Here is a 20,964-nt window from a genome sequence, read left to right as displayed (position 1 = left end):
GCGGTGGACGCCGGCAGTTCTCCCAGCAGCGTGGGGGAGACAACAACGACTACGGTCAGCCGCCTCCGGACGACATGGGCGGTGGCCATGGCGGCGGCAACGGCGACGACGACATCCCCTTCTAGGCCCGGCTGACGCCAGCGGCGCCCTGGAAATGAAACCGGCCGCTCCCCGGAAGTCTCGGGGGCGGCCGGTGTGCTTCGTGCGCCTGGACTTCCAGGCCCGGGAGCGCCGGGCCCGGGCCGCGTCACGGAGGGGTGGCACCCACGGGGCTGAAGGCGGCGCCCGCGGTGTAGAGCGCGTAGATGACCGCCCAGCTCATCGCCGTCAGGACCAGGAAGAGGATGATGACCACCGGCTCGAACTTGCGCATGGAGCGCTCGCTGGAGAGCAGACCCCAGCCCATGGCGAAGCCCTGGAGGCCGTTGGCCAGGTGGTACGAGGTGCCCAGGGTGCCCAGCAGGTAGACGACCAGGGTGGGCGCGTGGTGGTGCATCTCCCGGGCGATGTCGTCGAACGCCTCCGGGTGACCCAGCACCAGCCGCGGGTAGAGGAAGGCCAGCCAGATGTGGGCGCCCAGGAAGGCCAGCACGCCCACCGCGGTGATGCGCTGGAGGATGTACTTGAGGTTGCCGTAGTTGTTGTAGCGGGCGTTGTTCGGCCGGAAGCTGAACAGGCGCACCAAGCCCCAGCCGGTGTGCATCAGCAGCGGCAGCAGGACGATGAGGAAGGTGAAGACCTGGGAGAACGGGTTGGCGTACGTCGTCACCGACTTCTGCCAGGCGTCCGCGCCGTTGAAGGCGGAGAGGTTGTCCCACAGGTGGTTGATGACCCAGATGGACAGGGGAACCACCGCGAGGAACGAGCCCAGGCGGGACTTGAGGAGCGGTGTCTTCGTCTCTACTGCGGCAGCGGCTTGGGTGCTCATCGAATCTCCAGCGGCGGCGCGTGGGCGTCTTGCCGCGTCCACGGTCGAAGGCAAGTGACAGTCGGACGGCGGTTTATAGCCGTTCCAGCGCCGGGGCTGGATTTCTTCCTCACCCCGGCATGCCAGCACACCCACACGGAGGCATAAGGCTGACCTTATGCGTCACCCCGGTCCCCACTGCTGCCCTCCTGTCGGGCGCAGGGGGCCCCGCCTTCTGTCGTTGGCGGGCAATGCGGGCTCGGGCACGCTAGTTGCCATCGATATGTCCGACGAGCTTCTCAGTGGAATGTTGAAGAACACGGACCTGCGCGTGGTGCTCGCCACCACGACGGAGCTGTCGCGCCAGGCGCGTGGCACCCATGGCACCGCGCCCGCCGCCGCCGTGCTCCTGTCGCAGGCCCTCACCGCCGCCGCCCTGATGGGGGCCCTGCAGAAGGGCGACGCCCGCATCAACATCCAGGTGGAGTGTGACGGCCCCCTGCGCGGCCTCTTCGTGGATGGGGACACGTCCGGGCTCGTCCGCGGGTACGTGAAGAACACCTACGTGGAGTACTCCGGGAGCGACGGGCAGTACCATTGGCGCCCCGTGCTGGGGAACAAGGGCTTCCTGTCCGTGCTGCGGGATTTGGGCGGCGGCGAGTACTACCGCTCCGCGGTGGAGCTGGAGGCCTTCGACCTGGCGGCCGACCTGGAGCGCTACTTCCGTCAGTCGGATCAGCTCCCGTCACATGTGCTGCTGGCGCAGCTGCCGGAAGGCGGGGCCGCGGAGCCGCTGGGCCGCGTCGCCGGCCTGCTCGTCCAGCCGCTTCCCAGCGCGGACATGGAGGCCTTCGCGGCGCTGGGGGAGCGGCTGCGCCGTGACTTCGTGCCCTCGCTCCAGGCGCACGGCGAGGCGGGGGCAGCGGCCGTGCTGCGCGCGCTGCTGCCGGAGTCTGACTTCGAGGTCATGTCGCGTTACCCGCTGCGCTTCGGTTGTTCGTGCAGCAAGGACCGTGTGCTGCGCGCGCTCCTGGCCATGGGACGTGAGGAATTGACGGACCTTCTGGAGAAGGAAGGGCAGGCGGAGGCGACGTGCCAGTTCTGCACGACGCGCTATGTCATTCCTGGAGACGAAATCCGCGGCATGTTGGAGCGCGGCGCCATTTGACTTGCACGAGGCGCGACGGTACTTGCCGCGCGCCATGAGCTACTTCACGCAGTTGCTTGAGGGCGGCTACGAAGCCGTCCATTTGTTGAGTGATTCGAAGTCAGGCCTGCGTGCCATTGTGGGCATGCACAACACGCGGCTCGGTCCGGGGTTGGGCGGCACTCGTGCGCTCGCCACCTATGCCAGCGAGGAGGAAGCCGTCGCGGACGCGCTCCGGCTGGCGCGCGGAATGACATACAAGGCCGCGCTCGCGGGGGTGCCCCACGGCGGCGGCAAGGCGGTCATCATGCTGCCGCGCGGCAGCTTCGACCGTGAGAAGATTTTCGAGTCCTTCGGCCGCGCGGTCGAGTCCCTGGGCGGGCGCTACATCACCACCGAGGACAGCGGCACCAGCCCCGACGACATGGAGCACGTGCGCCGGCACACGAAGTATGTCGTTGGACTGAAGGAGCGCAGCGGAGACCCGTCGCCGGTGACGGCGTATGGCGTGGCGCGCGCCATGGAAGCCACGGCGAAGCACGTCTTCGGCAGCCCGGACCTGAAGGGCCTGCGCGTCACCGTGCTGGGCGTGGGGCACGTGGGCATGTACCTGGTGAAGGAACTGCACCAGCGCGGCGCCAAGGTGTGGGTGAGCGACATCAACCCCGCCAGCGTGCAGCACGCGGTGACGCAGTACGGCGTCACGGCGGTGGACGCCGACGCACTGCATCGCATGGAGGCGGACATCTACGCCCCCTGTGCGCTGGGCGGCGCCATCAACGACACCACCCTGTCGCTGCTGAACGTCAAGGCGGTGTGCGGCGCGGCCAACAACCAGTTGCTCACGTCGCGTCACGGCGAGCAGTTGGCCCGGCGCGGCATCCTCTACGTGCCCGACTACGCGGCCAATGCCGGCGGCCTCATCAACGTGGCCCAGGAGTGGGCGGGGTATGACCGGGACAAGGCGTACGCCCGCACCTCCCTCATCTTCGACACCATCGACACGGTGCTGACCCGCGCGAAGGAATCCGGCCTGCGCCCCGAGCAGGTGGCGGACCGGATGGTCGAGGAGCGGCTGGCCGGCTGAGCGCTCACGCACGCAGTGCGTGTGTTGCCGCGATACAAAGGCGACGTCTGGGGTGTGGCCGGATGTGGCCACCGTGCGGCCCTCGGAGTATGACGGGGCCGCACACACCCCAGCCGGAGTTCAGCGCCGTGGCGACCAAACGGCAGAGCAAGTCCACCGAGAAGGCCTCTTCGAAGAAGTCCCCTGCGGTCCAGGCGGAGAAGCTCGTCTCCATTCCCGCGGACGTCGTGTTGGCGCCGCAGGTGGAGGCCCCGCGCCAGCCGACGGGGAAGGACCAGTCCCGAGGCCGGTCCGCGTCCAGCGGCGTGAAGGAGCTGTCCTGGAAGGAGTTCGACCGCGCGGTCCAGCAGCTCGCGGGTTCCATTCAGGAGACGTTCGAACCCCAGGTGGTGGTCGGTGTGGCCCACGGCGGCGTCTTCGTGGGCGGCGCGCTGGCGGGGGCGCTCGGCTGTCCGTTCTTCCCCGTGCGCATCAGCCGCCGAAGCAGGGACCGGGGCAGCGCCGCGCCTCGCACGTCGAAATCGCCGCAGCTCGCCGGGGAGATGCCCGCGGAGCTGAAAGGCCGTCGCGTGTTGATTGTGGATGACGTGGCCTCCAGCGGTGACACGTTGGAGCTGGCCACCGCCCTGGCGCGCGAGGCGGGCGCGAAGAAGGTGGCCACCGCGTGCCTGATGACGAAGCCCGGTGGCTTCTCGCCGGACTACTCGGCGCTCTCCACCGCCTCGCTCATGGTCTTCCCCTGGGACTACGAGCCGTCCACCGGCGACGCGCGCTTCGACGAGGACCCGGACAAGGCTGGCGCATGAGCCTTGGCGCGGTGACGCCATGATTGTCGGGACGGCGGGCCACATCGACCATGGCAAGACGTCCCTGGTGAAGGTGCTCACCGGCATCGACACCGACCGGCTGAAGGAAGAGAAGCGCCGCGGCATCACCCTGGAGCTGGGCTTCGCCCACCTGACGCTGGATGACGGCGCCGTGGCCGGCGTGGTGGACGTCCCGGGCCACGAGCGCTTCGTGAAGGCCATGGCCGCTGGCTCCGGCGGCGTGGACCTGGTGGTGCTGGTGGTGGCCGCGGACGAGGGCGTGATGCCCCAGACGCGCGAGCACCTGGACATCTGCCGGCTGCTGGGCGTGAGGGCCGGCGTCATCGCCCTCACCAAGTCGGACACGCTGGCGGAGCTGGGCCCGGAGTGGCTCGCGCTGGTGGAGGCCGACCTGTCCGCGCTCACCGTGGGGACCTTCCTGGAGTCGGCGCCCGTGGTGGCCTGCTCCGCCAGAACGGGTGCGGGATTGGACGCGCTGCGCGCCGCGCTCACCCGGGCCGCGGCGGCGCTGCCCGAGCGGCCTTCGGAGGGCCCCGCCTTCTTGCCGGTCGACCGCGTGTTCACCATCAAGGGCTTTGGCACGGTGGTGACGGGCACGCTGCTGTCGGGAGCGCTGGCGGTGGGTGACGCGGTGTCGCTCCTGCCTGGGCTGCCCGGTCCGCTGCGCGTGCGCGGGGTGCAGCGTCATGGCGACGCCGTATCCGTCGTGGAGGCGGGGCAGCGCGCGGCGGTGAACCTCACTGGCGTGGAGCCGGAGGCGTTGCGCCGGGGGATGGTGCTGGTGCGCGCGGGCGAGCTGCCGGAGGCGCGCATGCTCGATGTCGAGTTGACGTTGCTGCCCGCGGCTCCGTCGCCGTTGCCTCGTCGCTCGAAGCTGCTGCTGCACCTGGGCACCGCGCAGGTGGAGGCCACGGTGGCGCTGTTGGATGTGGAGCGGCTGGAGCCCGGCGAGACGACGCTGGCGCAGTTGCGGCTGGGCGCGTCCGTGGGTGCGTTGGTGGGCCAGCGCTTCATCCTGCGCGGCGCGCGAGCCCTTCCGGGGAGAGGCGCCACGGTGGCGGGAGGCCGCATCCTGTCCATCTCCCCGCCGAAGCGGCGCAAGGGCGGCGCGTCGGCGGTAGCGCCCCTGCTGGAGGCGGACCCGGCGGGGCAGGTGGCCTGGCTGCTGCGGCAGGCGGGCTATCGCGGGCTGACGCAGCCGGAGCTGTTCGGCCGCTCGGCGCTGGGGCCCCGGGTCCTCACGCGCGCGCTGGAGTTGCTGGGGGCGCGGGGCGGTGCGCTCCTCATCGACCGGGAGCGGCGGCTGTACCTCTCCGGCGAGGTCTTCGAGGCGTTGCAGGGCCGCGCCCTGGCGCTGCTGGCCACCTTCCATGAGCGCGAACCCTTGCGCGAAGGCCTGTCACGCGAGGAGCTGCGGCAGCGGCTGTCCTCCGCGCTGGATGTTCGGGCGTTCCAGCGGGTGTTGCAGGCGCTGGTGGAAGGAGGACGGGTGGAACTGGAGCGGGACGTGGTACGCCTCAAGGGGCGCGGCCGCACGCTGAGCCTGGGTGACACCGCTGCTCGGGCGCGGCTGGCGGCAGAGCTGTCCGCCGCGGCCCTGGCGCCTCCCTCGCTTCCCGAACTGGAGCAGAAGCTCCAGCTCCCCGCCTCCCGGCTGCGTGAGCTGTTGGGCGTCATGGTGGTGGAGGGGGCGGCGGTGCGCGTCTCGGAGGGCTTGTGGTTCGCGGCCGGGGCGCTGGCTTCACTGCGCGAGCGCCTGGTTGCCCACCTGCGCGAGAAGAAGGAGATTACCACCCAGGATTTCAAGGAGATGGTGGGGCAAAGCCGCAAGTTCGTCATCCCCCTGTCCGAATACTTCGACCGGGAGAAGGTCACGCTCCGGGTAGGAGAGAAGCGGGTGCTGCGTCGCGGATGAGTACCAAGCGCTACAGCGAGGCGGAGCTTCGCGCCCTCGTCGACACCTTCCGCAACCCCATGCTGGCGGTGGTGGAGGGACGCGTGCTCGTGGCCAATGACGCCTATGTCGCGTTGCTCGGCCTGCAACGCGCCCAGGTGGAGGGCCGCTCCGTCATGGACTTCATCCAGCCGGAGGACCGCAGCCGCGTGGTCGAGCGCTACTGGCGGGTGGAGGCCGGTGCGCCGCTCCATGAGGGCTCCCAGCTCTTCCAGGTCCCCTGCGCGGATGGCGTGGCCCGTGAGGTGGCAGTCACCGCGTCCCGCTTCGTGTTGGAGCACGGGGGCGGGGGCCTGCTGCTCAATTGCGTGCCCATGGAGAACCGGCCGCCGGAGATGTCGGTGGCCGAGCGGCTGGTGGAGACCTCCGCGGGGCTGGTGTCCGCGCACTCAGAGAACGCCGTCCGCCGCGTCGCCCTGAAGGGCCTGGAGGCCGCGGGCTTCCGGGCCCGGCTGTTGCGCTGGGACGGCGAGGGACTGCTGGCTCGGGATGGGGAGCCCCTGCCGGAGGATGCGCGCCTGGGGATGGAGTCGCTCGCGGACGGGCGTCCCGTCTTTGGCGGCTCGGACCAGGCCGCGCCCACCCACGTCTACCTGCCCGTGGGCGGCCCCCAGGCCGAGGTGTTGTGGGTGGAGGGCCACTGGGTGGCGCCGCACCATGGCTCGGTGTTGATGCTCTTCGCCAAGGTGGTGGGCGCCGCGCTGGCGGACGCGCGTGTGCAGGCGGAGAGCGCGCGCAGCCGCTGGGAGATGGAGGCGGTCGCGCAGATGGCGCGCTTCGTCGCGCAGCCGTCTCCGCCCACGCAGGAGGACTTCCTGGAGCGCGTCGCTTCACTGCTCCAGGCGGCCGCCGCGGCGCTGCACCTCTCGACGCCTCCCGAAGCCACGCTGACGCTGTCCTCACACGTGGGCTTTCAGGACGCGGCGGACGCGCGCCGGCTCACGGGCGTGCTGTCGTGTGGCGCGGAGGGCGCGCTGTCCTCGTCCGCGGATGAGGCCCCGCTGGTGGAGCAGTCCGGAGGGCGGTTGGGGGCGGGCGCGGCGGTGTGTCTGATTCGCGGCGGCGAGGTGTGCGGGATGCTCCAGGTGCTGCGCGCGCCGGGGAAGCCGTTCGACGAACGGGACCTGCGCCTGCTGGGCACGCTGTCGGAGTTGCTGGTGACGCTGCTGGAGCAGCGCCGGCTGCGGGCCGAGTCCTCGCGCCAACTGGCCGAGACGCGCCTCCTGCTGGACCTGGCGCGCACCACGTCCGGTGTGCTGGAGACGTCGAGCATCCTGGACGTGGCCGCCGACTTCCTCGTCCGCCTGCTGGACGTGTCCAACTGCTACATCCTGCTGTACGACGAGGGCGCCCGGCTGCTGCGCGGCGCCGCGGCCTCCATCGCGCACCGCGACTACTTCCGCACGGTGGTGTTGCCCCTCCATGGAGACGGCCTGACGGCGCGCGTGGCGCGTGAGCGCAGGCCCATCGCGGTGGAGGACGTGTCCTCCGCGGACGGAGGCTTCAACCCGGAGCTCGCGCACCGCTTCGACGAGAAGGCGCTGCTGGCGCTGCCGCTCACCTCGCGCGAGGAGCTCATCGGCGTGGTGGTGGTGGACGACACGCGGGGCCCGCGCGCCTTCGGTCCGGAGCTCATCGAGCTGGCGGAGGCCACGTGTGGCCAGCTGGCGTTGTCCATCGCCAACGCGCGCTTGTACGAGTCACTGTGGGCCAGCTACGCGGAGCTGGCCGCCACGCGCGCGGAGATGGTGAAGCGCGAGCGGCTGGCCGCGCTGGGCGAGCTGTCCGCGATTGTCGCCCACGAGGTGCGCAATCCGCTGGGCGTCATCTTCAACGCGGTGGCCTCGCTGCGCCGGCTGTTGGTGCCGGGCGGGGACGCGGCCATGTTGCTCGACATCCTGGGGGAGGAGAGCGACCGGCTCAACCGCATCGTCGGTGACTTGCTGGACTACACGCGTCCCAGGGACCCGGTGCTCCAGCAGGAGGACCTGGGCCGCGTGCTCCAGGATTCGCTGGAGGCCGCGCGGATGCAGGGCGGCGGCGCGGACCGCTCCATCCGCATCCAATCCGACGTGGAGCCCGGCCTGCCGCCGGTACCCATGGACCGTCGCCTCATCCGACAGGCGCTGGTCAACGTGGCGGTCAACGCCATCCAGTCCATGCCGCAGGGTGGACTCGTGCAGGTTCGCGCGCGCCGTGAAGCCCACGCGGGGCGCGAGCAACTGCGCATCGATGTGGTGGACCAGGGCCCGGGCATCCCCGCCGAGCTGCTCCACCGCGTCTTCGAGCCGTTCTTCACCACCAAGGCCCAGGGCACCGGCCTGGGGCTGGCCGTCGTCAGGCGCATCCTCGAGGAGCACCGGGGCGAAATCGCCGTGGACAGTATTCCGGGGCGCGGTACCACCTTCACCTTCCGGCTGCCGTTCTCGCAGCCTCCGTCCTTCCCATGACCGACGCGAACACTCCGCCGACCCGAGGACGGCTCCTCGTCGTGGACGACCAGCGCAACATGCGCGCCACCACCGCCCTGTTGTTGCGGGCGGAGAACTACACCGTCTTCGAGGCCGCCACCGGCGAGGAAGCCCTGGCCCAGCTCGCCAGCGGCAGCATCGACCTGCTGCTGACGGACCTGAAAATGGAGCCCATGGACGGGCTCACGCTCCTGCGGCGCGCGCTGGAGGTGGCTCCCCGGCTCCAGGTCATCATGATGACGGCCTTCGGCTCCATCGAGAGCGCCGTGGAGGCCATGCGCCTGGGGGCCTACGACTATGTCACCAAGCCCTTCAAGGAGAGCGAGCTGCGCTACCGCGTGGAGCGCGCCCTGGAGCGCGCGCGCCTGCAGCGCGACGTGGACAACCTCACCACCGACTTCAACCAGCGCCACGGCCTGTCCGCCCTGGTGGGGCGCAGCGCCGCCATGCGCGAGCTCACCACGCGGCTGATGCGCGTGGCGCAGAGTGACGCCACCGTCCTCATCCAGGGCGAGAGCGGCACGGGCAAGGAGCTGGTGGCGCGCGCGCTCCATGCGCACAGCCGCCGCAAGGCCCGCTCCTTCGTGCCTGTCAACTGCGCGGCCATCAGCGAGTCCCTGCTGGAGAGCGAGCTGTTCGGCCACGCCAAGGGCGCCTTCACCGGTGCGGTGAAGTCCCGCCGGGGCCTCTTCGAGGAGGCGGACGGCGGCACGCTCTTCATCGACGAGGTGACGGAGACCAGCCCCACCTTCCAGTCCAAGCTGCTGCGCGCCCTCCAGGAGGGCGAGGTCCGCCGCGTCGGTGAGTCCACCGCGCTGCGTGTGGATGTGCGCATCGTCGCCGCCACCAACCGGGACATCGAGCTGGAGGTGCGCGACAAGCGCTTCCGGCAGGACCTCTACTACCGCCTCAACGTGGTGGCCCTCCGCGTCCCGCCCCTGCGCGAGCGCCTGGAGGACGTGCCAGCGCTGGCGGAGCACTTCCTGGAGCGGGCCAATGCCCGCAGCCCCAACCCCAAGCGCCTTTCCGCCGCCGCGGTGTCTCACCTGATGAGCTACGGCTTCCCCGGCAACGTGCGCGAGCTGGAGAACCTGGTGGAGCAGGCCGCCGCGCTCGCGGAGGGCGATGAGCTGCTGCCCGAGGACTTCCCCGTGCGGCAGGGCCGCATGACGCCGGCCCATGGCACCCCCAGCGTCGCCTTCCTGGACGGGCAGGGCGGGGCGCTCGGGCGCAACGCCAGCGCGGGGCCCACGCTGGCCCAGGTGGTGGAAGAGGCGGAGCGCCACGCCATCACCCAGGCCCTGGAGCGGCACGGGGTGGACCTGGCGCGCGTCGCGGATGAGCTCGGCGTCTCCTCCACCACGCTCTGGCGGAAGATGAAGCGGCTCAACCTCCGCCCCCCCAGTGAGCTGGCCCGGGAATAGCCCTGAAGTAGGGGGAAGGCTCACCCATGTAACTTTCCCGCGGCCATGGATTCAGATCCGAAATGGACGGGTTCATAGGTGAAAAAGACAAATAGTTGAATTTGCTCGTCTTTTTCACTTCTGAAACCCCATTGCAGTCATGAAATGGAGCGGCGGGGCAGAAGCAGCGTCAGTTAGTCCTTCAAGTGCTTGAGAAAACTAGAGTTTCTCCCCGCGAGGCTGCTGGCACGGCGACTGCTATAGGAATGCGCGGGACACATCGAAGCGAGGCTGAAGGCGGTTCCCCCCCACCCCTTCAGCACTTCCGGTGAGTCACCTTGAGAAGACCCGCGGCCCGGCACCTCTTTGGGGTGTCGGGCCGCCTTCTTTTCCGCGTCTGTAGCTGCCTCGGCTCGCGACGAAAGGAAGCGCAGGTGGGTTCCTCTGAATCTCAGTGGGTGCTGCGTCCCGGTCGGCTGGAAGACCACGCTGTCTTTGCCCGGCTGTTTCTTGAACTCGGGGTGGATGAGCCCTCGCCGCCCGAGCCCGTGTGGGCGGCGGAAATCGCTCAGCGCTCCCTGTTCGCCGAAGGTCCCCAGGGTGTGGGCGCCTACGCCGTGACGAACGTCCTGGGGGACTTCGGGTTCGTGAGGCAACTGGTGGTGGCGCCGTTCGCCCGGGGGCAGGGACTGGGGCGGAGGATGATGACGCACCTGGCCGGGCACTTTCGCGCACAAGGGTGCACCCGCTGGGTCCTCAACGTGAAGCGGGACAACAGGCCTGCGCTCGAGCTCTACACGTCGCTGGGAATGCGGCCGGCGCGCGAGGCCACCACGTTGCGGGTGACGCGGGCCCACCTGGCGGCGCTCCCCCCCGCGTCACCGGACGGGGCCGTGGTGCCGGTGTCGCTGGAGGACTGCGGCGCGCTGACGGAGGCCTTCGGGATGATTCCCGGCAAGCTGGCGGCCTCCGCGGCCAGTGACTCGCACCGGCTGCTGGGGCTCATCGACCCCCAAGCCCCTGCGCGCCGGTGGTTGGGGATGATGGACCTGCGCCCCGGTCCTAGCTTGTTTCCCTTCTTCGCGGTGTCTCCCGGGCATGCGCGGACACTGCTCGAAGAGGCCTTCGGCCAGTTGGAGGAGGGCGCGTCCTCGCTGAATGTCACGGTGGCGGAAGACGCGCCCCTGGTGCACCTGTTCCGGGATGCGGGAGCGCAGACGCGCCTCGAGACGCTGGAGCTTCGCGGCCTGCTGGTGGACGCGGCGCCCTGATTCACGGGCGCTGAAAACACGACGCCCGCCCGAGCACGAAGCCGGGGCGGGCGGGGTGTGACAGCGGAGGCGGGAGGCTACTGGCCGAAGATGCTGCTGGCCTGCTCCAGCCAGCCCATGATGGGACCGGGGATGATGCCCAGAATCACGACCGCCGCGGTGGACAGCACCAGCGCCAGTTCGGTGGACCAGCTCTTCTCGAGCGCCTGCGCGCCCTCCGGCACCGGCCGCATGAACATGTAGACCACCACGCGCAGGTAGTAATAGATGCCCACCGCGCTGGAGAGCACGCCGACGATGGTGAGGCCGATGAGGCCCGCATCCACGGCGGCCTGGAAGATGAGCAGCTTGCTCATGAATCCGATGGTGGGCGGGATGCCACCCAGCGACAGCATGAAGGCCGCCATCGCGAAGGCCCAACCCGGCTTGCGCTGCGCCAGCCCGCTGAAGCGCTCCAGGTCCCAGGCGGTGCCCTTCTCCTCGTCCTCGCGACGCTCCAGGACGGAGACGATGGCGAAGGCGCCCACCGCGCTGAACGTGTACGCCAGCAGGTAGTAGAGGATGCCGCGCAGCGCCTCCGCGCGGGCCAGGCCCAGCGGGGTGCCACCCGTCAGCGCGGACGCACCCAGCAGGCGGAACTGCTCGCCCGGGCCGGTGACGAAGAGGGCGGCCACGCCCACCAGCAGGTAGCCGGCGTGGGCAATGGACGAGTACGCCAGCATGCGCTTCACGTTGCGCTGCGGAATCGCCAGCAGGTTGCCCGCCACCATGGTGAGGAAGGCCAGCACGGAGAACAGGCCCAGCAGCATCTGCGGGTCCACGCCCTTGCCCACCATGAAGAACACGCGGACCATCGCCGCGAAGGCGGCCGCCTTCACGCCCACGCTCATCAGCGCGGTGACCGGCGTCGGCGCGCCCTCGTAGACGTCCGGCGTCCACATGTGGAACGGCACCGCGGCGACCTTGAAGGCGAAGCCCGTGATCACCAGGATGATGCCCGCGTACACCAGGCCCGGCTGCGACGACATGGCGGTGGACAGCGGACCGGCCATGGCCGTCAGGTGGGTGGTGCCGGTGGCGCCGTACAGCAGCGCCGCGCCGTAGAGCAGCACCGCGGACGAGAAGGCGCCCAGGATGAAGTACTTGAAGCCCGCCTCGCTCGGCCGCGTGCCACGCCGCAGGTACGACGTCAGCGCGTAGGTGGAGAGGGAGAGGACCTCGATGTTGACGAAGAGCGTGATGAGCTCGTTCGACATCGCAAGCAGGCTCATGCCCGCCGAGGCGAACAGCATCAGCGCGTAGAACTCACCGCGCTCCGCGCCGCGCTTGCGCAGGAAGCTCACCGAGCTCAGGGTCGCCAGCCCCAGGCCCACGCACACCACGAAGGTGAGGAAGCTGGAGAAGGGGTCCATCACGCCGAAGCCGAGCATCACCTCCTGGGGTGGCTCGAACATCGTCGTCAGCGCCATGGCGCCGGCCGCCACCGCCGTCACCACGGTGAGCACCGCCTGGTACGCGCGCGACGCCGTCGTGGAGAGGAACACCTCCGACAACAGCAGGATGGAGGCGCCCACCACCATGATGATGGCGGGCAGCAGCGGGAGGAAGTCTGCCAGGCTGAGATTGGGCAGGTTCATGTCGGAAGCTCAGGCGGCTACTGCCGCGGCGAGGGAACGGCCGGGGCGGCGGCCAACGGAACGGGCGCGGACGGCGCGGCGACGACCTGACGGGATGGCAGGGACATCACCTCTACCCGAAGTCGGTCCTCCTGCAACTCGGCCCCCGGCGTGCCCACGCGGGCGCGGGCCAGGAAGCGGTCCGTGGAAGGCGCCAGCCGGTCCAGGAAGGGCTGCGGCTGCAGACCCATCACAGCGACCAGGACGATGAAGGGGAGCACCGTGAGGCCCTCGCGCAGGTTCATGTCCGTCAGGTGCTGGTTCTCCCGGTGGGTGATTCCACCGAAGAACACCTTCTGCACCATCCACAGCATGTACGCGGCGCCCAGGATGACGCCCAGCGTGGCGAAGGCGCCGAACACCGCCGTCAGGTGCGGGTTGCCCGCGGCCTCGCCCAGGTCGCTCTTGAAGGTGCCCAGCAGGACCAGGAACTCACCGATGAAGCCGTTGGTGCCCGGCACCGCGATGGAGGAGAAGGTGATGATGACGAAGGCCGCGGTGAACACCGGCATCACCTTCGCGATGCCGCCGTAGTCCGCCATCAGGCGCGAGTGGCGCCGCTCGTACAGGTAGCCGAACAGGAGGAACAGCGCGCCCGTGGACACACCGTGGTTGAGCATCTGGTACGCGCTGCCCGTGGCGCCCTCGGCCGTAATCGCCAGGATGCCCAGCATGCAGTAGCCCAGGTGGCTGACCGACGAGTACGCGATGAGCTTCTTGATGTCCCGCTGCGCCAGGCACATCAGCGCGCCGTACACGATGCCGATGACGGCCAGCGTGGCAAGGAAGGGCCGCGCCTGCTGCGTGGCCACCGGGAAGAAGGGAATCGCGTAGCGCCAGAAGCCGAAGGTCCCCATCTTCAGGGTGACGCCGGCCAGAATCATGGAGCCGGCCACTGGCGCCTGCACGTGCGCGTCCGGCAACCAGGTGTGCAGCGGCCACATGGGGACCTTGACGGCGAACGCGATGGCGAACGCCGCGAACAGCCACGGGCCCCAGGTGTGCAGCGTGGCGGCCAGCCCGGTGAGTGAGTCACACGCGCCCGCGGGCCCCGCGGTGCATGCGCTGAGCTGACGGTTGGCGTCCAGCAGGCCGTTGTAGATGCTCGCGTAGTCGAACGAGCGGGCACCCACCGGCGAGCTGATGAAGTACACGGCGATGATGGCCACCAGCATCAGCAGCGAGCCGGCCAGCGTGTAGAGGAAGAACTTCACCGCCGCCATCTGGCGGTCCTCGGCGCCCCACACACCCACCAGGAGGTACATGGGGATGAGCATGGCCTCGAAGAAGATGTAGAAGAGCAGCACGTCCAGCGACACCAGCGCGCCCAGCATCGTTGTCTGGAGCACCAGCAGCGCCAGGTGGAATTCCTTGATGCGGAACTTGATGTACGTGGTGGACGCCAGCACCACCAGGGGCCCCAGGAAGACGGTGAGCAGCAGCAGGCTCACGGCCAGGCCGTCCACGCCAATGTGGTAGCTGGTGCCGAACAGGTCGAACCAACGCGCCCGGTACTCGAGCTGGAACTCCGGCCCGCCCGGCACGTACGCCATGTAGGCCCAGACCCCGAACGCCAGGTCCAGCACCATGGCGATGAACGTGACGGTGCGAATCTGGCCGCTCTCGCCGGCAGGCAGCAGCGCCACCAGCGCCGCGAACACCAGCGGCAGGAAGACGACGAGGTTGAGCAGGTGGTTGTCGAAGAAGCTCATTGCATCACCTGGATGAGGGCGTAGGCCATCCCGCCCAACAGGGCGATGGCCATCACAGCGGCGTAGGCCTGGGCATCGCCCGACTGCACGTAGCGGAGCGCACTGCCCACGCGCGCCGTCACCCACGCCGTGCCGCGGACCGCCACGGTGTCGATGACGAGCGCGTCCACCACGCGGAAGAGGAGGAAGCTCATGAACTTCACGGGACGGATGACAATCAGCTCATAGAGCTCGTCCACGTAGAACTTGTTGAGCGCGAGGGGGCGCACCGCGCGGATGAAGGCGGGATCCGGCAGACCCACGCGCGAAGGGAAGTAGCGCAGGTAGAGGAAGGCCGCCGCGCCGCCACCCGCCAGGGCCACGGCCCAGGCCTTGAGGTAGTCCGGCACCAACTGCGGGCGGCTGGTGTCCAGCGCCACCAGCGTGCTGGCGTCGGTGATGCGCTTGGTCGCGCTGAACACCGGGCTCAGGAAGTTGTCGAGCACCGGCTGCGCCGTCATGTTGAGGAAGTCGATGCCGAACGCGTAACGTGCGGCGACCACGCTCAGGACCGCCAGCACCACCAGCGGCAGGGTCATCTGCCAGGCGCTCTCATGGGCGTGGGCCACCCGGGCCTCCTTCGAGCGGGGACCCTCGAAGGTGAGCAGGTACACGCGCGTCATGTAGAACGCGGTGGACGCCGCGATGAGCAGGCCCAGGTAGTAGACGAGGCTGGACACCCACTCCAGGCCCTGCAGGTGGTTGTGGTGCACGCCGTGCAGGATGGCGTCCTTCGAGAAGAAGCCGGACAGCGGGATGATGCCGGTGATGGCCAGGGTGGCGACCAGGAAGGTGGCCCAGGTCCAGGGCATCTCCTTGCGCAGGCCTCCCAGCTTCTTGATGTCCGTCTCGTCGCCGTTGCCGTGCATCACGCTGCCGGCGCCGAGGAAGAGGCAGGCCTTGAAGAAGGCGTGCGTCATCAGGTGGAACACCGCCGCCCAGAAGATGCCCATGCCCACGCCCATGAACATGATGCCCAGCTGGGACACCGTGGAGTAGGCGAGCACCTTCTTGATGTCGTCCTGCGCGAAGGCGATGAGCGCTGCCAGCAGCGAGGTGAGCGCGCCGATGATGGCGATGGTCGCCATGGCGGTGGGGCTCAGCACCAGCAGCGCGGACATGCGGCTGAACAGGTAGACGCCGGCGGTCACCATCGTCGCGGCGTGGATGAGGGCGGAGACCGGCGTCGGGCCGGCCATGGCGTCCGGCAGCCAGACGTAGAGGGGCAACTGCGCGCTCTTGCCCGCGGCGCCCAGGAGGAACAGCAGCATGGCCACCGTCATCACGCCGCCGAAGGTGTAGCCCTCCAGCGGGCCCGCCTCGATGGGGGTGCTCAGGTCGACCTTGTCCGCGGAGCCGTCCACCAGGCCCTCGGCCATCTTCTCCAGGCCCTTGAACGTCACCGGGCCCTTCTTCTCCAGCGCGGCCGTGTAGTGCTGCGCGGTGGTGCCGGCGTTGTTGTAGTCCGCCGCGTTCGACTGCTGGGTGAAGGCGGAGACCAGCAGCACCAGCAGGAAGGTGCCGACGAGGAACGCGAAGTCACCGATGCGGTTGGTGACGAAGGCCTTGCGCCCAGCCCAGGCCTTGGCCGGGTCGTCGTACCAGAAGCCGATGAGCAGGTAGCTGGCCATGCCGACGCCCTCCCAGCCCACGAAGAGCAGGATCAGGTTGTCGGCCAGCACCAGCGTCAGCATCGCCGCGACGAACAGGTTCAGGTACGCGAAGAACCGCCAGTACGCGGCGTCGTGCTCCATGTAGCTGGTGGAGTACAGGTGGATGAGGAAGCCGACGCCGGTGATGATGAGCAGCAGGATGCCGGACAGATGGTCCACCATCAGTCCGAAGTTCACCCGGAAGTCGCCCACCGAGAACCAGGTGCCGTAGTCGTACGCGAGCGCGTAGCGCACGAAGTCCCGCTCGATGCCGAACGGGTTGGGGAAGATGGCCGCCAGCCGACCCGTCTCGGGGTTGTGGTGGCTGGTGGCCCAGAAGGCCAACAGGCTCAGGACGAAGGAGCCGGCCACCGCCGCGCAGGCGACGAGCTGGACGTTGGCCCGGCCCATCATCTTGCCGAACACACCGCAGATGAACGCGCCCAGCAGGGGCAGCGCGATGATGAGCCAGAGCGAGGGCGCCAGGATGTCTGGCGCCACGGGTGCCGCCCGGAAGAATTCGACGAGAGTCATGACATTGGCTCCTGGGGGGGCATCAGTGCTTCATCGTCCGGAGGTCTTCCAGCAGGATGCTGCCCCGGCTTCGGAAGACGGCGATGACGATGGCCAGACCGATGGCGGCTTCCGCCGCCGCCACCGCGATGACGAAGAAGGCGGACACGTGGCCGAGGTTGTCACCGCGCATGCGCGCGAAGGCCACGAACGTGAGGTTGGCCGCGTTGAGCATCAGCTCCACGCTCATGAAGACGACCAGCGCGTTGCGGCGAACGAGCACGCCGAACATGCCCATGCAGAACAGGGCGGCGGCAAGCAGGAGATAATAGGTGATGGGAACCATGGGCCGATTCGGGGCCTCGCGAGCGGCTGCCTGCGCCGCCATCTAGCACAGAAAAGTTGTCCGGGATGGGCGATCAGATCCGCGACTTGGCCACGACGACTGCGCCCACCATGGCCACCAGCAGCAGCAAGCTCACAGCTTCAAAGGGGAACAGCCACTGGGTGAAGATGACCTGACCCATGGTGGCGATGGTGCCGAAGGAGGCCTGGGCTCCCGTGCTCAGCGTGGCCGGCTCGGCGGGCAGCTTCAGGAGGATGATGGCCAGGACCGCGAACAGGCCCACCGTCGCCGCGCCGCCCGCGACGCGGGCCACCGTGGGCTTGCCGCGCGTGGGCGACTCTCCCAGGTTGAGCAGCATGATGACGAACAGGAAGAGCACCATGATGGCGCCCGCGTACACGAGCACCTGCATGACGGCCACCGTGTGCGCCCACAGCAGCACGTAGATGCCGGCCATGAAGAAGAACGTGGACACCAGCGCCATGGCCGAATTGATGGGGCTGCGCGCGAAGATGACCGTTCCAGCCGACAGCAACGTCAGGAGCGCGAACGCCCCGAAGAGGATGAGCTCGATGTTCAAGACCAGTCTCCGAACGAACCCCAGGGCTTGTCGCCGAACGGGCAGCGGTGCTCACGGATGTGAGCCTCGAACTCGTCCCGGAACCGCATGAGGAACGAGTGCGTGGGCAGCGCCGCCGCGTCGCCGAGCGCGCAGATGGTGTTACCCAGGCCGATGGGCGGGTAGGGGGCGATCGACGACGCGACGTTGGACAGCATGTCGATGTCGCCCGGCTCGCCGCGGCCCTCTTCGATCTTGCGCAAGAGGCGCGTCTGCCAGGGCGTGCCTTCACGGCACGGCGTGCACTGACCGCACGACTCTTCCGCGTAGAAGCGGGCCACGCGCCACAGGCTGCGCACCATGCAGGTGGTGTCGTCCATGACGATGACGCCGCCGGAGCCCGCCATGGTCTGCTTCACCTTGAGGGCCTCGAACTCCATGGCCACGTCCAGCTCGTCCGCGCCCAGCACCGGCGCCGAGGAGCCGCCCGGAATCACGGCCTTCACCTTCCGGCCCGCGGGCATGCCCCGGCCGTACTTGTCGTCGAAGATGAGCTCGGAGAGGGTCGTGAACATCGACACTTCGTACACGCCCGGCCGGTTCACCGTGCCGGAGAGGCAGACGAGCCGCGTGCCGCCCGACTTGTCGGTGCCCAGCTTCGCGTAGGCCTCCGCGCCCTGCTGGAAGATGGCGGGCACGCTGGCCAGCGTCTCCACGTTGTTCACCACCGTGGGGCAGCCGAAGAGGCCCACCACCGCGGGGAAGGGCGGCTTAAGACGGGGCCAGCCCTTCTTGCCTTCCAGGCTCTCCAGCAGCGCCGTCTCCTCGCCGCAGATGTAGGCGCCCGCGCCGCGGACCAGGTAGCAGTTCAGCTCGTAGTCCTTGCCCAGGACCTTCTTGCCGAAGATGCCCGCCTTGTAGGCCTCGTCGATGGCCGCCTGCGTGCGCTCCGCCGGGAACTTGAACTCGCCGCGCAGGTACACGTAGCAGGTGTGCACGCCCAGCGCGTAGGACGCGATGGCGATGCCCTCCAGCATCATGTGCGGGTCGTCTTCGAGGATGTAGCGGTCCTTGAAGGTGCCCGGCTCGGACTCGTCGCCGTTGACCGCCAGGTACTTGGGCTTGGGGCTGTCCTTGGGGACGAAGCTCCACTTGAGGCCCGTGGGGAAGCCGGCGCCACCGCGACCGCGGAGGTTCGACTTCTTCACCTCGTCGATGATGGCGGCGGGCTCCATCTGGAGCGCCTTCTTCAGCGCCTCGTAGCCCCCCCGCTTGCGGTAGCTGTCCAGGGTCCAGGACTGAGGCTTACCCCAGGCCGCCGAGATGATCGGTTCGATCGTCTTTGCCGTAGAGGCCATGTCGATGACGTCCTAAGCCTAAGAAGGGTGGGGGTTCAGCTCAACTTGGCGAGGATGGCATCCAGCTTCGCCTGGGTCAGGCTTTCGTGGTGATCCTCGTTGATCTGCAGGCAGGGCGCAGTACCGCACGAGGCCAGGCACTCGGTCTCTCGCAAGGTGAACTTCTCATTGGCTTCACCTGCCTTGAGGCCCAGCTTCTCCTCCAGGTAGGCGAGCATCTTCTCCGCGCCCCACAGCGAGCAGGACAGGTTCGTGCAGACGTCGATGACGTACTTGCCCGGCTTCTTGAGGTGGTACATCACGTAGAAGCTGGCCACTTCCATGGCCCGCTCGGGAGTGACCTCCAGATGCTTCGCCACCAGCCGCAACCCTTCCGGGGGCAGCCATCCCTTGATTTCCTGGAGCAGACGCAGCGCTGGGAGCATGCCCGCGCTTTTCCGATCCGGGGGGTAGTGGGAGATGATCTCCGCGATTCCCGCGTCGAACTTCTTCTGCTCTTCAGAGGTGAACAGGGGCTCCGCCATGGCGGGCCGGTACGTATTGCCCCAATGGCTACGTTGTCAACATAAACCCTCGAAGCTACACTGGGTTGCCATCAGCAAATTGCCGAGCGATTTCAAGCCCTTGTTATGAACCCGGGTCCAGAGGACAAGCGCCAGCACCCCCGCGTCCCGGCCGTGCTGAGAGTGGACTACACGGACGGGCGCCAGGCCCGCGACGTGACGGAGAACCTGTCCCACGAGGGCCTGTTCGTCCAGACGGACCAGTCCTTCGTCATGGGGGACGAGGTCCGGCTCGCACTTTCTTTCCCGGGACTGCTGGATCCGGTAGAAGTCAGCGGAACCGTGGCCTGGATGCGGCCAGCGGGCCCCGATCAGCCTGCGGGCGTCGGCGTTCGCGTGGAGCGCGAGCAGGACCGGCGGAAACTGGGTGACATCTTGAGTGCGGCAGGAGCAGACAGCCATGCGTCCCACGCAGAGCACGAGGGCTATCGTGTGCTCATCGTCGAGGACAACCCGCACATCATCGAGATGTACAGCTACGTGCTGAAGAAGCTGGCCAGCGGCGAGCTGCACGGAAAGGTCCCCCTGGAGGTCCACTTCGCGCCGGACGGGCACCACGCGCTGCTGATGCTGCGCGAGGACCGCTTCAATCTGGTGATGACGGACCTCTACATGCCGGTGATGGACGGCTTCGCCCTGGTGGAGCGGATGCGCGAGGAAGACGCGCTGCGCACCATCCCCATCATCGCCATCTCCGCCGGCGGCAAGGAGGCGCAGGACCGCGCCATGCAGCTGGGCGTGGACATCTACCTGCGCAAGCCGGTGCGTTTCGTGGAAGTCCTGGAGACGGTGAAGCAGCTCTTGCGCATCAAGTAGGGGCGCGTTTTACCGCCAGTCATCCGTTGAGCCATGGCGTGGGGACGGCATAGAGTCGCTTCCCCATGCAGAAGCCCGCCCTCAATCGCGACACCGTCAGTGGCGAGGCGCTGTTCATCCTCCGGAACCTGAGGGAGAACGGCCGTCTTGGACGCTCGAACAAGCTGGCAGACGTGAAGGCCGCACTCGAGCCATCCGTGTCGCTCGAGTTCGACAACTACTTCTTCTTCCTGCGCAAGTTCCACTACATCGCCATGGACCGCGAGGCCCAGCTCAAGCTCACCGACCAGGGCGAGCAGGTGGCGGGTGGGGAGCTGAACGAGCGCTTCTCCCTGGAGGTCGGTGAGTTCTTCGCCGATCAGCTGGTCGCCGCCGCGGACGCGCCCCTGGAGGGGGCCGGTGGGGACGAGTCGCTGATGGTTCCCCCGCCTCCGCCGGAGCTGCTGCTGGACGAGGCCGAGGTCGACGGCGCGCCGCATGTGCCCTCCGGCCCGCCCGCGCCGCCGCCCATGCCGCCGGTGCGCAGCTCGCGCTCGGCCATGCCCGCGCTGGACCTGGGCATGCCGTCCGCGGCCATCCCCATGCCGCCGCCGTCAGCCGAGCCCCGCCGCGAGGCCACCGTCATCGTCCAGGGGCCCTTCACCGCGTCGAACACCCCCGCAC

The 20,964-nt window shown here is 68.7% G+C and carries 16 protein-coding genes and 1 pseudogene; 9 read left to right on the top strand and 8 right to left on the bottom strand.

The window, feature by feature from the left end; all coding sequences use genetic code 11:
* Window positions 1–247: 247 nt before the first annotated feature.
* Window positions 248–928 carry a succinate dehydrogenase gene (locus FMQ63_RS33580; protein WP_011551192.1) on the bottom strand — a complete coding sequence of 227 codons (681 nt, stop codon included), beginning with the start codon at window positions 926–928 and terminating at the stop codon, window positions 248–250.
* Window positions 929–1,190: 262 nt separating this feature from the next.
* Here FMQ63_RS33580 and FMQ63_RS33575 point away from each other — a divergent pair, with 262 nt between their 5' ends.
* From FMQ63_RS33575 to FMQ63_RS33545, 7 genes are all read left to right on the top strand, one after another.
* Complete coding sequence (locus FMQ63_RS33575) at window positions 1,191–2,075, top strand: Hsp33 family molecular chaperone HslO (protein ID WP_011551193.1); 885 nt, start codon at window positions 1,191–1,193, stop codon at window positions 2,073–2,075.
* Window positions 2,076–2,109: 34 nt separating this feature from the next.
* On the top strand, window positions 2,110–3,141 hold the full coding sequence (locus FMQ63_RS33570; protein WP_011551194.1) for a Glu/Leu/Phe/Val dehydrogenase dimerization domain-containing protein: 1,032 nt from the start codon (window positions 2,110–2,112) through the stop codon (window positions 3,139–3,141).
* A 62-nt stretch (window positions 3,142–3,203) separates the two neighbouring features.
* On the top strand, window positions 3,204–3,947 hold the full coding sequence (locus FMQ63_RS33565; RefSeq protein ID WP_011551195.1) for a phosphoribosyltransferase: 744 nt from the start codon (window positions 3,204–3,206) through the stop codon (window positions 3,945–3,947).
* Between the two features lie 19 nt (window positions 3,948–3,966).
* The gene (gene selB / locus FMQ63_RS33560; protein WP_011551196.1) at window positions 3,967–5,883 is read left to right on the top strand and encodes a selenocysteine-specific translation elongation factor; all 1,917 of its coding nucleotides are present in this window, start codon (window positions 3,967–3,969) and stop codon (window positions 5,881–5,883) included.
* The gene (locus FMQ63_RS33555; protein WP_011551197.1) at window positions 5,880–8,372 is read left to right on the top strand and encodes an ATP-binding protein; all 2,493 of its coding nucleotides are present in this window, start codon (window positions 5,880–5,882) and stop codon (window positions 8,370–8,372) included. Before selB ends, FMQ63_RS33555 begins: the two co-directional genes overlap by 4 nt.
* Entirely contained in the window at window positions 8,369–9,817 is a 1,449-nt protein-coding gene (locus tag FMQ63_RS33550; RefSeq protein WP_011551198.1) for a sigma-54 dependent transcriptional regulator, read from the top strand. The genes FMQ63_RS33555 and FMQ63_RS33550 overlap by 4 nt, the downstream gene beginning before the upstream one ends.
* A 413-nt stretch (window positions 9,818–10,230) precedes the next feature.
* Window positions 10,231–11,067 carry an N-acetyltransferase gene (locus tag FMQ63_RS33545; protein ID WP_011551199.1) on the top strand — a complete coding sequence of 279 codons (837 nt, stop codon included), beginning with the start codon at window positions 10,231–10,233 and terminating at the stop codon, window positions 11,065–11,067.
* 77 nt (window positions 11,068–11,144) lie between these two features.
* On the opposite strand, the gene FMQ63_RS33540 is transcribed toward FMQ63_RS33545, so the two are convergent.
* The 7 genes from FMQ63_RS33540 to nuoE form a co-directional block, all read right to left on the bottom strand.
* Window positions 11,145–12,704 carry an NADH-quinone oxidoreductase subunit N gene (locus FMQ63_RS33540; RefSeq protein WP_011551200.1) on the bottom strand — a complete coding sequence of 520 codons (1,560 nt, stop codon included), beginning with the start codon at window positions 12,702–12,704 and terminating at the stop codon, window positions 11,145–11,147.
* A 17-nt stretch (window positions 12,705–12,721) separates the two neighbouring features.
* Window positions 12,722–14,455: a NuoM family protein gene (locus tag FMQ63_RS33535; RefSeq protein ID WP_011551201.1), complete on the bottom strand. Its 1,734-nt coding sequence runs from the start codon at window positions 14,453–14,455 to the stop codon at window positions 12,722–12,724.
* Window positions 14,452–16,680 carry an NADH-quinone oxidoreductase subunit L gene (gene nuoL / locus FMQ63_RS33530; protein ID WP_020478918.1) on the bottom strand — a complete coding sequence of 743 codons (2,229 nt, stop codon included), beginning with the start codon at window positions 16,678–16,680 and terminating at the stop codon, window positions 14,452–14,454. The genes FMQ63_RS33535 and nuoL overlap by 4 nt, the downstream gene beginning before the upstream one ends.
* Window positions 16,681–16,702: 22 nt before the next feature.
* Window positions 16,703–17,005, bottom strand: a complete 303-nt coding sequence (gene nuoK, locus FMQ63_RS33525; protein WP_011551203.1) for an NADH-quinone oxidoreductase subunit NuoK — start codon at window positions 17,003–17,005, stop codon at window positions 16,703–16,705.
* A 73-nt stretch (window positions 17,006–17,078) separates the two neighbouring features.
* A complete protein-coding gene (locus tag FMQ63_RS33520) occupies window positions 17,079–17,585 on the bottom strand; it encodes an NADH-quinone oxidoreductase subunit J (protein ID WP_011551204.1) in 507 nt (168 codons plus the stop codon).
* On the bottom strand, window positions 17,582–18,922 hold the full coding sequence (gene nuoF, locus FMQ63_RS33515; protein ID WP_011551205.1) for an NADH-quinone oxidoreductase subunit NuoF: 1,341 nt from the start codon (window positions 18,920–18,922) through the stop codon (window positions 17,582–17,584). Before nuoF ends, FMQ63_RS33520 begins: the two co-directional genes overlap by 4 nt.
* A 35-nt stretch (window positions 18,923–18,957) precedes the next feature.
* A complete protein-coding gene (gene nuoE / locus FMQ63_RS33510; protein ID WP_011551206.1) occupies window positions 18,958–19,446 on the bottom strand; it encodes an NAD(P)H-dependent oxidoreductase subunit E in 489 nt (162 codons plus the stop codon).
* A gap of 105 nt (window positions 19,447–19,551) precedes the next feature.
* Here nuoE and FMQ63_RS33505 point away from each other — a divergent pair, with 105 nt between their 5' ends.
* A complete protein-coding gene (locus FMQ63_RS33505; RefSeq protein WP_011551207.1) occupies window positions 19,552–20,301 on the top strand; it encodes a TIGR02266 family protein in 750 nt (249 codons plus the stop codon).
* Between the two features lie 65 nt (window positions 20,302–20,366).
* Window positions 20,367–20,964, top strand: a pseudogene (locus tag FMQ63_RS33500) (serine/threonine protein kinase); the annotation flags it as partial.

The organism is Myxococcus sp. CA005 (assembly GCF_006518205.1).
GTDB classification, from domain to species: Bacteria; Myxococcota; Myxococcia; order Myxococcales; family Myxococcaceae; genus Myxococcus; species Myxococcus xanthus.
The sequence above is the reverse complement of the archived record's forward strand: the minus strand, read 5'-3'. Positions and strand labels throughout refer to the sequence as shown.